The 13,754-nt window shown below is 37.0% G+C and carries 12 protein-coding genes; 4 read left to right on the top strand and 8 right to left on the bottom strand.

The genetic code is table 11. The annotated features are described in order from the left end of the window. Positions 1 to 292: 292 nt before the first annotated feature. On the bottom strand, positions 293 to 1,135 hold the full coding sequence (locus tag B4N43_RS14685) for a helix-turn-helix transcriptional regulator (RefSeq protein ID WP_159728223.1): 843 nt from the start codon (positions 1,133 to 1,135) through the stop codon (positions 293 to 295). Positions 1,136 to 1,977: 842 nt separating this feature from the next. On the opposite strand from B4N43_RS14685, the gene B4N43_RS14680 reads away from it, so the two are divergent. Continuing rightward, the gene (locus B4N43_RS14680; RefSeq protein ID WP_286735437.1) at positions 1,978 to 2,352 is read left to right on the top strand and encodes a nuclear transport factor 2 family protein; all 375 of its coding nucleotides are present in this window, start codon (positions 1,978 to 1,980) and stop codon (positions 2,350 to 2,352) included. Between the two features lie 59 nt (positions 2,353 to 2,411). Then, positions 2,412 to 3,506 (top strand): DKNYY domain-containing protein, encoded by a 1,095-nt coding sequence (locus tag B4N43_RS14675; protein WP_376749016.1) that lies wholly within the window; start codon positions 2,412 to 2,414, stop codon positions 3,504 to 3,506. Positions 3,507 to 3,610: 104 nt separating this feature from the next. On the opposite strand, the gene B4N43_RS14670 is transcribed toward B4N43_RS14675, so the two are convergent. Continuing rightward, complete coding sequence (locus tag B4N43_RS14670) at positions 3,611 to 4,540, bottom strand: ketopantoate reductase family protein (protein WP_286735435.1); 930 nt, start codon at positions 4,538 to 4,540, stop codon at positions 3,611 to 3,613. Between the two features lie 247 nt (positions 4,541 to 4,787). On the opposite strand from B4N43_RS14670, the gene B4N43_RS14665 reads away from it, so the two are divergent. Beyond that, positions 4,788 to 5,969, top strand: coding sequence for an MFS transporter (locus B4N43_RS14665; protein ID WP_286735434.1), 1,182 nt, complete (start codon positions 4,788 to 4,790; stop codon positions 5,967 to 5,969). A 96-nt stretch (positions 5,970 to 6,065) separates the two neighbouring features. On the opposite strand, the gene B4N43_RS14660 is transcribed toward B4N43_RS14665, so the two are convergent. Together B4N43_RS14660 and B4N43_RS14655 are read right to left on the bottom strand one after the other, a co-directional pair. Further along, positions 6,066 to 6,449 carry a YidH family protein gene (locus tag B4N43_RS14660; protein WP_088162489.1) on the bottom strand — a complete coding sequence of 128 codons (384 nt, stop codon included), beginning with the start codon at positions 6,447 to 6,449 and terminating at the stop codon, positions 6,066 to 6,068. Between the two features lie 211 nt (positions 6,450 to 6,660). Continuing rightward, positions 6,661 to 7,872: an enolase C-terminal domain-like protein gene (locus B4N43_RS14655; protein WP_286735433.1), complete on the bottom strand. Its 1,212-nt coding sequence runs from the start codon at positions 7,870 to 7,872 to the stop codon at positions 6,661 to 6,663. Positions 7,873 to 8,209: 337 nt separating this feature from the next. Between B4N43_RS14655 and B4N43_RS14650 the strand changes: the two genes are divergently transcribed. Next, positions 8,210 to 9,058 (top strand): NAD-dependent epimerase/dehydratase family protein, encoded by an 849-nt coding sequence (locus B4N43_RS14650; RefSeq protein ID WP_286735432.1) that lies wholly within the window; start codon positions 8,210 to 8,212, stop codon positions 9,056 to 9,058. A 29-nt stretch (positions 9,059 to 9,087) separates the two neighbouring features. Here the strand turns inward: B4N43_RS14650 and B4N43_RS14645 are convergent, their stop codons facing one another. From B4N43_RS14645 to B4N43_RS14630, 4 genes are all read right to left on the bottom strand, one after another. Beyond that, positions 9,088 to 9,519 (bottom strand): hypothetical protein, encoded by a 432-nt coding sequence (locus B4N43_RS14645; RefSeq protein ID WP_145330502.1) that lies wholly within the window; start codon positions 9,517 to 9,519, stop codon positions 9,088 to 9,090. A gap of 214 nt (positions 9,520 to 9,733) precedes the next feature. Continuing rightward, complete coding sequence (locus B4N43_RS14640) at positions 9,734 to 10,390, bottom strand: CPBP family intramembrane glutamic endopeptidase (RefSeq protein ID WP_286735431.1); 657 nt, start codon at positions 10,388 to 10,390, stop codon at positions 9,734 to 9,736. A 36-nt stretch (positions 10,391 to 10,426) separates the two neighbouring features. Then, on the bottom strand, positions 10,427 to 11,122 hold the full coding sequence (locus B4N43_RS14635; RefSeq protein WP_286735430.1) for a VIT1/CCC1 transporter family protein: 696 nt from the start codon (positions 11,120 to 11,122) through the stop codon (positions 10,427 to 10,429). 217 nt (positions 11,123 to 11,339) lie between these two features. Continuing rightward, positions 11,340 to 13,751, bottom strand: a complete 2,412-nt coding sequence (locus B4N43_RS14630) for an outer membrane beta-barrel family protein (protein ID WP_286735429.1) — start codon at positions 13,749 to 13,751, stop codon at positions 11,340 to 11,342. Between the last annotated feature and the right edge of the window lie 3 nt (positions 13,752 to 13,754).

Below are 13,754 nucleotides of genomic sequence, written 5' to 3'. Positions count from 1 at the left end.
ATATTTAAAAACAAAGATTACATTTTGACCACAAACATGACTACAATTTGACCACACAAAACATAAAAACCTAACAACCAAACAGATAACAACAACAAAACTCGATGTAATTCGACACGAACCAAGTCCAAAACAATAAAATAAAACCCTAAAAAACAGACAAATAAACAGAAAAGGAAAAATACAGAAACATAAAATCAAGCAAATTAACCCAAACAAACAACATGTTAGCGCTAGCGGAAAGCAATAAAAAATGTACGCTAAAAAATGGATGGCTGCGTATCATCTTGGTCTAAACCAGACTTTGTAAATAGGCCTCGAGATCCACTTCTTTTTCTAATTTCAACTTTTGCTTTATTCGATACTTCGTCACACGAACACTTTTGGGTTCAATATGAAATGCAGTCGCAATATCAAGTGTACTGTGCTGGAGGTACATATATGCGCAATGCTTTAATTCGAGTGCAGTGATCTTGTTTTCAGACAACAGTCTTAGTTTTAGAAAAAAATCAGGGTTGATGGCTTGAAATTCGCGAATAGGTTGTCCCGTCACTTCATCAAATCGCAGTTCATCTTTTATCATCCGTTCAAATACCCCCGCATTTTCATTGCCTTCTGTTTCTACAAGTACGACCTTCAAATGATCAAGTAGTTTATTTTTACGTTCGATCTGTAATGCATCAAATAGAGCTGCCTTTTGCATCTGTTCATTCTGTGATTGTAGTACTTGTATTTGAGAAAGCAATTTCATCCGATCATCTTTTTGATAGTCGAGTTCACCATTCAGACGGTTTTCTAAATCTTCATTCCGCATTCTTAGTTTTATACATTCATCTGTCTGCGCTTTATGTTTTATTCTGAAGAAAAAACTTAACGTAAGAATCATAAGAAATAAGATGACACTCATACTTCCCCAAAATATACTATGATATTGTCGATGTTTAAGATCTCTCTCAATTGTGTTCAACACTTCAACAATTTCCGTTCCCTGTCCATTTTGACTTAATTGAATATCCTTAGTCCCGCTCCCTAACAATCCTTTCGTTCTCCATTGATAAGTCACATGCAATAACGGCGTAACATATGCTTTACCTAAATATGTTCTTTCCAACGAATAAAAGAGCTTTTTTTTCATCTTTATGGCATATACTGGAATATATCCAGACCTTGTAATATCTCTAGAAATTTTTTGATTAAAAAATAAACCCTTTACCATGATAAGACCTTTCATTATTAAGTTTCTTGATTTCAAATAAGATTTGCATAAACAGCTTTTGATCTATGTAAACGACCGATAAATGGTGTACAACAACAAATTGAGTATGTATATCGTGTTACTTTTCGGTAGGCACCTTTCATTGGCGGTTGATTTATGGCTGAAATCTTTCTCTAACAAATAAGCCAAAAATTCAAAACTTAATCAAGGGTTAAAAGGCTTCAATTTGACCACAAAAACATACCAGAACGACAACAAATCGACTACAACATGCTGCAAATTCGTAACTCAGAATATAAAACAATCAATTGCAACATAACACGCGCTGTACAAGAACATCATTAATTAAAATATTTTCGGTCCTTACTTCAATAGCACTCTCCCATTTTCTCAAAATTTCGAAGACAGAAATAATGCCATAACCAATCACTCTTGTAGCTAAACAACTACAACTATATCCTCTAAAATCATTCGACTAGAGCTCGTACCTGTTCCTGTCATATTGCGCCTATTATCAGGATGTTGTTTCTTTTTTGATAGCGTGAGGACTAGTAAAAATAGTGTGATTCAAAAGCTTTTTTAGCAAAAAGAAATAGTAAATCAGAAGAAATAGTCGTGAACTAGCTCGATTTTTTTACGGTAATTAAATTTACTGTTCTGCTAGCAGATGTCTCAAAAAAATTAAAACCGAAACAGAACGACAATGATTTACTATTTTTAAAGTAATAAGCACAAAAAAAAATTAACAATCTGATAGGGATATGGATAAAATCACGAAAAAAGAAATTGCAGAAGCAGAGAACCAACTTTTCTTGGCGCAGCTAGCCAGTAATGTAGACGGTCTTGATCTCCTCCTATATGACGACCTAGTTGCTGTAGCACCTGATGGTCAAATGTTAACCAAAGAAATGGATCTAAATGCACACCGATCAAAGGCTATGATTATTGAAAATGCTTCAACAGAAATTGATGAGATCAGAATAATTGGGGATACCGCGCTTTCCGTTACTACGATGACGGCAAAAGGCAAGGTAATGGGAGCACCATTAGAAGGAAAATTTAAATATTTTAGGGTATGGAAACGCATTGACAACACACTAAAAGTCATTGGTGCCAGTTTTATGCAATTGCCTTAATAAGGGAACGGAAAACTGAAAATTCGGTTTTTTAATTTTGTCCTTGTAAATTTATATAGATGGGTATGATAAATAATAAATCTAGGATTATATGCAATGCAAAAATGAAAAAATATACTTTTTTTCTAGCTTGTATTTTACTTTGCTTTTTTATTTCTTGTCGAAATATTGGCAAACCTGTTGATAAACAAAAATCCGGTTCCTACTTCATCGATTCAAAAGGGCAGATAGCTTATTGTCAGAATGGAAATTGGTTTAGTTTGGGCATTTCACAAATGCAGGCTGATGCAAAATCGTTTGAGGTTTTGTCAGAAGATATTGCTAAAGACAAAAATGCGGTATATTTTCGTGGCACGATTCAAAAACTTGTGGACAAGAATTCCTTTTATGTCGACAATCAGATTCCAAAAGATCGTTTTCATGTCTATTATATCGATCAGGCCCTAGGCTTTAATATCATCCAGGGAGCAGATCCAAAAACATATGAGCTCGTAAAGGATCATATAAACTGGGCACGCGACAAGGACCATTACTTCTACAGTAATGACATGATAAAGACAGATCGGAAAACCTTTTCGTTCGTCAATGACTATTTTTTAATGGATAAAGATTCAATTTATGTCTCTCCGAATATAGGTACCTTTAAAGCAGTTGTTGCTAACGCCGGAAACATTGAAGCCATAAACAAATATTACATAAGAATTGGCAATACAATTTACTACCCACCATTTCAGCAGGGATCAGATGTCATAACGAGGTCCTTTAAGACAATTGATAAAATTCGTGTACTTGATCAGGATCATATTAGTATTGACAACAAAACGATCCTATTCAGGGGGAAAAACTTCAGATATGAACAGGTAGATGCTCCTTCCTTTGAATTATTCCCGATTGATAAAAAGAATGATGTGTATGGAAGCAACTCCTATTCAAAAGACAAGAATAATGTGTATTATAATCAGGAAATAATTCCAGATGCCGATATTAAAACGTTTATACCTTTAGGTCACGATTTCGGAAAAGATGCAAAAAATGTCTTTTATCAAAAACAGCTGCTTGAAGGAGTAGATGCAAATAGTTTTAAGAAGGACGGTGATTCTTATAAAGACAATCGAGGCAATAAATTCAGCGGCCTTACAGGAAATAAAATCTAATCAGCTTTCTTTTGACAGCTAAACCTACTTTTTGTATTCAAAAAAAGTTTGTCCAGAGGAACTTATCGATTAAAATTTCCAACTCGCAAACTATTTTAATACAGCTAGTCAGATTTTAGGCGCAATACATCAAACATGCGTTGATATTCAGGTGTCTCGAGATTATACTTTTTAGATTCACGAATAACGTAAGCTGTCAAAGATGCCAACTCTGTTTTCGGTCGTTTATTAAGATAGTCCGTATGCATGGATGAAGTCGCATCGTAAGGCATTTGTTCCATTTTGTCCAAGGTCATATGTACAATATGATCAGCAATAACAACTCCTTTTTCCTGAGCTAATGCTGCAACCTCCTGAATAAGTTTAACAACCGCATCTTTCTTCTTTGGATCTTCCATTATCTGACCAATAGAACAATCAAAATAAGAAGTAGCTGTGGCCATAGCGGAAATAAAAATAAATTTATCCCATATTATTTTCTCAATTTCATCGGAATAATTCACATGGATATCAGCCTGTTGAACAAGATGATATAACCTATCCAGTCTTTCATCATGTTCTCCATTCAATCCGAAACTCATTGTACCCCATTTCCCTGTCACTTCAATTACTCCAGCAGCCTTTAAACGGGATACAATATAGGCGCAACCATCCACAACCAAATTATTCGGATAATATCTGTTGATACGTTCTTTGCTGTCTACTCCATTCTGCAAGGGTATGAATACTGTATCTGCGCTCACACACGGTCCTAATAAGGCCATAGTATCTTCTAGATCATAAGATTTAGTACAAAGAAAAATGTAATCCATTTTTGTGAAGTTTTCAGCCTCACTGGAAGCCTGATAGGGCTTCGCTGTAAAACTTCCCTTTTCTAATAACAGCTTTAAACCATGTTGGTTAATCTCCTCAAGATGGTTACCTCGCGCCAAAAAATTGACATGAATATCAGTGTTTTCATACTTGCGCGCTAACATACCACCAAAATAGCCGCCCACTCCCCCCAGGCCCACAATTAATATATGCTGTTCCATTAGTTTTTTATTTCGTATTCCTTACCTGTATTCAACCTTAAAATAAATCTAAAGTGAATATAAAAGAACTTTTGACAACACACAACTTATCAATGTCAGGCGGAGATCAATTATTCAGCAACAACTTTTCTTTTACCATTACTTACAAATTTGTTAGTAACACACAAATAGCCGCTTTACACCCAGAAGCAAGTATTTGCCTTTACATTTGCTCGTATAATTAATCATGTACAATAGGTTTTTATTTATGAAAAAATACGCATACATCGGAGCTTTGGGTTTTCTCGCAGTAATCACAACCGAGTTTGGCATTATTGGCATCTTGCCCCAAATAGCCGATCATTATCATATCAGTATCGACAAAGCAGGTTATTTATTAAGTGCTTTTGCCTTGATCATTGCCATAACTGGGCCATTTATGACATTGCTGGCTTCGGGATTCGACCGCAAGAAAGTCATGTTAACTGCCATCGCTATTTTCTTAATCACGGCGATTGTCTCTTCATTATCCCCTCCTTTCTGGTTATTACTTACTGTAAGAATTCTTCCCGCCTTTCTCCAACCTGTTTATATTGCGACAGCATTGTCTGTCGCCATTTTAAAAGGGGGGAAGAAAAATGAAAATGAGCTTATGAGCATTGTTTTTAGTGGTGTTGCAATCGCCATGGTGACAACAGTCCCCTTCGCCACCTACATTGCCAGTCTCTATTCCTGGACATATTCTTTCACGATACAGGCCATTGTCAGTATAATTGCACTACTGGCGATCTATTTTACCATTCCTCCTTTGCCTGTAAAAGAAAAAAAATCCTACGGCAGTCAGATGAAAATATTAACCAAACCCATTTTTATGGTCAGTACCGCAATGAATTTCTTTATGGTATCCGCTTGGTTTTCTACCTATAGTTATTTCGCCGAATATTTAAACAAAGCAAAGAATATGGACAGTACCATGGTTAGTTATATGCTATTTGTATTTGGTATTATTGGAGTCATCGCAAACTGGGTGGCAGGGAAAATGCTCAACCGAAATATTACGTTTACCACAGCATTTTTCTTATCAGGTACACTTATTATTCCTTTATTACTGTATTTTTCAGATGGCAATATGTTCGCTACGGTCTGTACGATTGCCTTATGGGGATTTCTTTATTCTCCTAGCTTCTTAAACGCATCTACCTATATGATTTCTTCCGCTCCCGAGGCGCTAGAATTTGCCAATAGTCTAGCGACTTCATTTGGCAATCTCGGGGTAACCTTGGGAACTACCGTAGGTGGCTGGATTATCGTTTCGAAAGGTGTGGAGTTTTCGCCCTGGCTTACGATGGGTTTTGGTTTTCTCGCCTTTCTGATGATCGCCCTACGAGAGTTTTTAGAAAAACGTGGTACAACAAATCAAATCACTGTGGTACAGTGTACACAGCAATAATATATTTTGCCGGTATTATAAATAGCCAATGCACGACAATTGAGATCTAGTTAGCCTGAATAATCATTCCAGGCTAACTAGATCTAATGCATCTCCTTAAAGACCGTCGACAAGATACCAACTCAAAATAATACCTATAACAAAAATCAATATGGCCACAATTGTAATGCTATTTGAAGTTTGAGCGAAGTTCTCCTCTTCAATTTGTTTGTTTGTTTTACGATATTTAAAAAAGGCGACAATAACCGTCAACGCACCAATAACCACAATAGAAACACCAACAGCACCAGAATGTTCATGTTGGGATCCTGCAACTACATCTTTTTTTAAAATGAGCTCAATCTGACGAATAAATAATGAAAACTTAACAACCACAAAACCGAAGCCCATAATGCCCAGGCTTGTCCGGATCCAAGCAAGGAAAGTTCGTTCATTCGCAAGATGGTCATTTATCTTCTGGGGTACAGTTTTATTAGACATTTGAAATAAATTTTGATCAACAAAAAGTTAAAGGAATTTTAAAAAGTATTTCATAGCCTTAAACAATACTTTATCGCTGTGAATAATGCTTCAGCACATTTAATTTCACGGGTTAGTCAATTTTTTAAGGTTAAGAAATTCCATTGTTTGCTCCTCTATGAACGTTGCAAAACTTTGAAAGGTTTGAAAAATAATTCAAAGCTTCTTTCTTTCAAATCTTTTTTAGCAATGGCATACCGAACCCTGCAGATGAGGAAGGAATAAGTTTCCCATCTTTGACGAGATATCCCGACAAATCCACATCATCAGATGTACTTGTAACCCCTTCAATGGTTACGGTATTTCCGAGCCCTCCGGCTAAATGCGCTGTATAGAAGCTCTTGAGAAGTGATCCCCAGGCATGTGGAGATGCTCGTGCTCCGAGTTGTATTAACTTTGGCATTAAGTTCCTCCAATTCGTAAATCCAAGGCCTTCAATATCCGTAAGGTGAACATCCAGCAGTTTCTTTTCAAATAAGGTTCTCAGCAAGTTCTGATCAGGATCTGCTTCGCCATCCGCCAGCAAAGTATTTATGCCTTCCGATTTTAAAAAGCCGCTAAGCTTTTGATAATCCATCACCGTTTCATGAAAAGGTTCTTCTATCCAAAAGAGATTTACCATTGAGATACCCTTTAAATACTGAATAAATTGGTCTGATGTAAAACCGTTATTTCCATCAACTAAAATTCTACAGTCGGGAAATGCGTCTGCCACTGCTTTTGTAACCTCAATATCCCGTTGAAGTCCTTTGGAAAAAGGCATCCATTTATGTCCCCTTCCAATTTTTAACTTGAATTGCCTGTAACCCACTCCATAATCATATTGGCATTCCTCTAGAATACGGTCAATTCCTAATGGCCTATCCGCTGGCTCTAAGTCATCGAAATAGATCATACCACTATAATAATCTGTTATGAACGGATCTTTTCGACCAAGTATTTCATAAACAGGTTTATTTAAAATGACTCCTGCGAGATCGTGAAGAGCCATATCAAAGGGAATATGTGTATGCAGCAGTGTACCGACTTTGGGAGAGAAAAGATCTGACATTTTCTTGCCTATCAATTCTCCCGAAATTTGTTCAGCTTCACGTCTTGAGCCACGGAGTGAGGCCCAGCCCATTGCTCCCTGATCTGTCCTTATAACACATATTTCCACATCAGGTCCATAACCATGTAGGTCGAGACGGGCATTTTTCCCCACAAGCCTCGGATAATTCATCTTTACGGTAGAAAATCTGATATCTTTTATCTTGTGATAGGACAGTACCTTGTTTTCTGGTTCAGCATCAGAGGAAAATAAAATTTCATTTGCGTAACCTTTATACAACGTAGCTGTGGCAATGCCAAAATTCAGGGCCTGAATAAACGTTCTTCTTTTCATGGTTGATTTATTTTGATTATCCGAAACCGTCAGGATAGACTTGTTTCTAGTTTTTCCCTTTACACCAGCGTAGGCATAACTAGCCGCCTAGCCAAAGCTTTATAATTAGTTTATAAATATCCATTTGAAAGATACTACATACGCGTTTGTATTTATTGACAGGGCGTATCAATTGCTGTACAATTTGTATCATTTTTTTTATCAATGTCTCTGTCATGTACAATTTCCGTATGACTATCTTTACCGCTTCGAGCGGCCTTATTACCTCATACCAATACCGCATAAAAAAATTGTATATAAATACCTATGTCTTAAATTTTCCTTTATTTTTGTATACATGCGCGTATTGGTAACAGGATCTTCGGGAAAATTAGGAAGTGTAACAGTTCGGAATCTACGTCTTGCTGGACACGATGTTACAGGAGTTGATTTATTAGAAAGCGATACCACTGATCATTTTTTAGATGTACAGCGAACTGAGGCAGTTATTGAATTCACAAGTGGTTATGAAGCCATTATCCATACTGCAGCGCTGCATGGTAGACATATGGATTTGAATTATAGCCGACAAAGTTTTATAGATACCAATATAACAGGAACATTAAATCTGTTAAATGCCTGTGTAAAGAACGGAATAAAGCGTTTTCTTTTTACCTCTACAACCTCGATATACGGCAATGCACTTGTTGATGCGGAAAAAGCGGTGTGGGTTACAGAGGAACTTATAGCCCAACCACGTGATATTTATGATATTACCAAACAGGCTTGTGAAGAGCTCTGTAGAGACTTTTTAGAAAAAGAACAGCTAATGACCAGTGTCTATCGCGTTGGCCGATTTCTTCCAGAACCCGATAACCTTATGCTAAATCATCGTTTGTATCGGGGATTGGATGAAAGAGATGGAGCTGAGGCTCTTAGACTAGGTGTTGAGACCAACTTTACGTCGTTTCAGATTTTTAATGTTTCTAGCGGTTCGCCTTTTGAAATTGAGGATTTAATTGAACTAAAATCTAACCCTTCCCATATCATCGCTAAGCGTATCCCAAATGCCGTTGAAATATACCGACAGAGAGGCTGGAGTTTTCCAACATCGATAGATAGAGTCTACCGAAGTGATAAAGCAATGCAATTACTTGATTACACTCCGCAGTATACTTTCGAATTTCTTCTCAATCAACTTCAATAAAATAGCAAGACGGCACTTTAGTTATTGATCTACACCGATAAAAACGCCTTCATTTTATTTATTGCTTGCAAGGAAATATCTAAATCTTTATTGAGCACGATTTGTCCACTTGATTTTTCCCGAATAATTAAATTAGCATATTGTGTTCTAAATAATGAAAAAAGTGGCCTTTCCTTTAGCGGTAGATACTTTTCAACAATAGAAACTGCGTAACTATCGAAAACATATTCTTTTTTTCCAATGCTTATCCGGTCACTGAATAACGTACAGCGGTTTTGCCGATAGGTGGAAACAAGTAAGGCGGGTAAAAGAACAAATCCAAAGAGAGCGAAGGCCCCAAAAGATATAACCGTACTTGTACCTGAGATAATTCCCAAAAGATTATAGATTGATCCGAAAATAATAAAGGGCGCCAAGACACCATAAAAAATAAGTGTACGCTGTGATAGATTGATTTTCATACTAATTATAAAAAATTGATTTAATACACCAAAATAGTTAAAAGCAAAGGAATCTCCCGCATAATATAATTATCGCTTTGATCTCCTTAATATTCGTCCACTATCAATAAATAAGGGTAATATTTTTACCATTTTTAATCGGGAGTTTTTCTATCGTCAGATTCTTGCCGGAGCTTACAAAGCATTTGAAACAAGTCTCAAAAAACGACAAAATCTATATAAGATTTCCAAATTTCCCAGTATAGATTAGGATAAGGGTAATCATATCGAATAGCGCATGTGAAATGATTGAAACCCAAAGATTATTATTCCATTTTTTATATAAAATACTCCAGTACAATCCTCCCAAACAAGCAGCAACAACAGCAAATATATCTTGCTGCAGATGATAGAGGCCGAAAAGAATACTGGTTATCACGATAGGCAACCCACGTCCCATTCCTTTAAACAATCTTTTTTCGAGTATATTCTGGATATAGCCCCGAAATACAACTTCCTCATAAAATCCACCAATAATCCAAGCTGCAACAATTGTCATGATCAATCTTGCTATACTACTCCTGATAAAATTATACTCCGTATAATCGGGAACATTAAATAGATGTTTGATAATTGGAATATATATTATCTGCATAAATATTACCCAGGCTAATGCAGAGAGAATTCCTAAAAGAATAGCACGCGAAGAAAGGTTTTTCTTATCTAATCCCAAATCCCTCAATGTCCTGTCTTCTCTTCTTAAAACAAGAAAAATTGCTAGAAAACAAATCACTGCATAGGAATAAAAAGGTAATGGAACAGCATGCGGAAATACGACAAGAAATAGGATGAAACCGATATCCTGAATTATTGAAAATGCTTTCCTTTTCATAGCTTCAGTTATGAAGTGCGTATTATTTTCAAAAATTTAAGCAACCGTAACACCGAAGAAATGTCCTATTAACGCGGTCACTCCCATTGCTATTGTTCCCCAGAAACATATTCTGCCTACTGCAACTCCGATACTCGAGCCTCCAGTCTTGGCCGCAATCGCTCCAAGAACCATTAAAAAAATAATCGTAAAACCATACTGCAGATAGACCATCTGCCTAATTGGTGCAAGCAATGAAACCATAAAAGGAAGTAGCGCTCCTAACGCAAATGAGCCCAGAGATGCCAGTGCAGCTTGTAAAGGTTTAGCTTGTGTAATCTCATTGATACCCAATTCGTCATGTGCATGGGCGCCCAATGCATCATGAGCCGTTAGTTCACGTGCAACCTGTAAGGCGGTTTCTTGACTGACGCCTCTTCTTTCATAAACTTTGGCTAACTCCTGTAGCTCGATTTCAGGCATTTCTTCAAGTTCCTTTTTCTCACGTAGGAGATCGGCCTTTTCGGTATCTTCCTGTGAGCTTACGGAAACATATTCTCCTGCTGCCATAGACATTGCTCCCGCAATCATGCCTGCTAATGCTGCCAAGACAATGGTATTGCGTTCAGGACTTGCCGCTGCAACTCCAATCACAATACTCGTCGTCGATAATAAGCCATCGTTGGCACCTAACACAGCAGCGCGAAGCCACCCAACCCGGTTGACATAATGTTTTTCTAATCGATGGTGCATATCAGTATGTGTTTGTGAAAGATACTTAAATTTAGCAATTATATTTATTTAAAGCTACACTGATATCACTGTAAGTCAACAACCTATCAAATCACTAACAATGCAATCCTGATTTTTTCACGATTGTGGTTATCCCTTTTAACCATTACCTTTCAACATTCCACAAATTCTATTCCACTCAGGGACTTAAAGAGAAGATGTAAAGAATCTTGCTTCTTTAAAATTTATAATTATATCCTAGTCTCAGCACCTGCGTTTCGTAATAATCATGGCTTGTATAATTAAAACCAATACCATCTATTTTTCGCTTAATAACCATCGTATTTAATAAATCCGTTGCATTAAAAAAAAGCTCGCCTTTTCCTTTTTGAACGGATTTTTTTAGTCCTGCATCTATTGAAAACCTCGATTGGATTTTTCCCTGCGGTATAATATCCGGTGCCAAATAGATTGCAGTAATCTGCCCATCCCATCCTCTTGCTAAACGAAACATATTGTTAAACTTCAAGTTACCTGAAAGTGCAGCCTGCCGATCTGCTGAAAAAGTATTGGGTTCGGGATAAAGATTTTCTACTGTAAAGGCATTGATTTGGTTTCGATAGAGATTACCATTAATATTAAAGGAGTAAATTGAAGATACTTTTTGATTCAAGATTGTTTCAATCCCCGTATTGAAGCTCTTTCCTGCATTTTGGAATACAGCATAAATTAATTTACTGTCCGGAACAGTACTCGATATCCGTGTAATAGTTCCCTCAGCGAAACGGTGATACATTGCGGCGTAAAAGTAACCCTTGCTCCAGGTGTTCTTATATCCCAGTTCGACAGAATTGGTGAACTGAGGACGCAAGCCTGGATTTCCAACCTTGATAATTTCAGCATCATCATACTTTGGAAAAATACGAATGTCAACTTCATTAGGTCGGTCCACCCGCCGATTATAAAAAGCCGAAAGCTTGTTATTGTCGTTAAGTTTGTAGGCCAATCTCACATTGGGAAAGGGTTGCGTATAATTGTACCCATCGCTTTTATAGGTGTTATGATTTGGATTTACATCGTATTGAATTTTCACATATTCTAGACGCAAGCCTAATTCAGCCTCCCATTTTTCATTTTCGAAAACATAATTCCCATACACTGCTGGTATCAATTCTTTGTAATTTGCCCAGCCGCCAGCATTCATATCAAGAACAGAGTTGGCGCCCGGTTTAAACTCCATATTAGTTGGAATATTCCGGTTTCTCACCTTTATTCCGGTTTCAATACGTCCATATTTCAGCGGTTTGATATAATCTACATTAACATCATAAACCTGTTCGTCAGATAGTAGCTTAAAAGAGTCTGTTCCCTTCGAAGAAGGTAGATAATTGTCATAGAAGTACTTTTCGTCTTCTCGATGAAATGTATAATTAAAACCAACATTGAGCAAATGCCCGGCATCTTTAAATTTGTGCTGATAAGAAGTGGTCGCCATGGCTGTTGTCTTCAATTCATCTTCCAAAAATTGCCAAAGACGCAAGCGTGTTGAAATATCAGCATTGAAAAAAGGTTGATCGCCCCGGTCAATAATCTTCTCACTACCATACATCCCCGAAATAGTCAGATTATTCTGTTCGTCAATATGCCAATCTATCCCCGCTTTCGTCGTTAGAAAATTCGTATTCCGATTTCGTTTCAGCTGTGAGTTAATAATTGTACCATCTTCATATTTACGAGTTACAAATTCATTCTTGTTCAGTGTCTGTGTATAGAGATTATCGGCCTGTATGAAAATATTGACCTTATCTTTTCTGTAATTTAATGATACACTTGGATTGATTTTAGGTGTTAAAGTATATTGTGGTCTTATGGTTGGTAGATTTTCCTTCCGGATCCATAATGAGCCCAATCCGGAACTGAAACCGACTTTACCATTAAATCCATTTTGATTACTTTTCTTCATAATAATATTAATAATACCTGCATTCCCATTGGCATCATACTTCGAAGAAGGATTATTGATGATCTCTATTTTATCTATCGCTGATGACGGAATATTATCCAACCCAGATTGGTTACCAAAGCCCGTCAAGGCGGTTTGTTTTCCATCGATCAGCACGGTGACTTTGTGGTTGCCTCTCAGTTGAACTTTGCCATCCTGAACCGTGATTCCGGGCAAATTTTGCATGGTCTGCAAAACAGAACCGCCGGTCTGACTTATATTATCGGCAACGGAATAGATTTTCTTATCCAGTTTATTACTTACATGACCTGCCTGAGCAGTCACGGTAACCCCTTCCAATGCGATGGAACGTTCGCCCAACTCGATCGTTGGGATATCCAAAAACTCCGAAAGACTACCAACAAACAGGGATTGCTTCTTATCCTCAAACCCTGTAAATGAAATGTTTAATTGGTAATTTCCTGGCTTAATTTTGGAAATGGTAAACCGGCCTTCATCGTTTGTCATCGTTCCGGCGATAAAAGCGCCGTCTTTATCAGATTTGACCACAACATTAACATATTGAATAGCCAATTTATCCGCCTTATTTTTTATAATACCTGAAAGGGTAACAGACGATACCTGTGCCGAAACAACCGAAGAAACTATAACTAAAATAAAAATAAAAAATAACCGTAATTGAACCATAAT

The organism is Sphingobacterium sp. UBA1897 (genome assembly GCF_002337775.1).
GTDB classification, from domain to species: domain Bacteria; phylum Bacteroidota; class Bacteroidia; order Sphingobacteriales; family Sphingobacteriaceae; genus Sphingobacterium; species Sphingobacterium siyangense.
The sequence above is the reverse complement of the archived record's forward strand: the minus strand, read 5'-3'. Positions and strand labels throughout refer to the sequence as shown.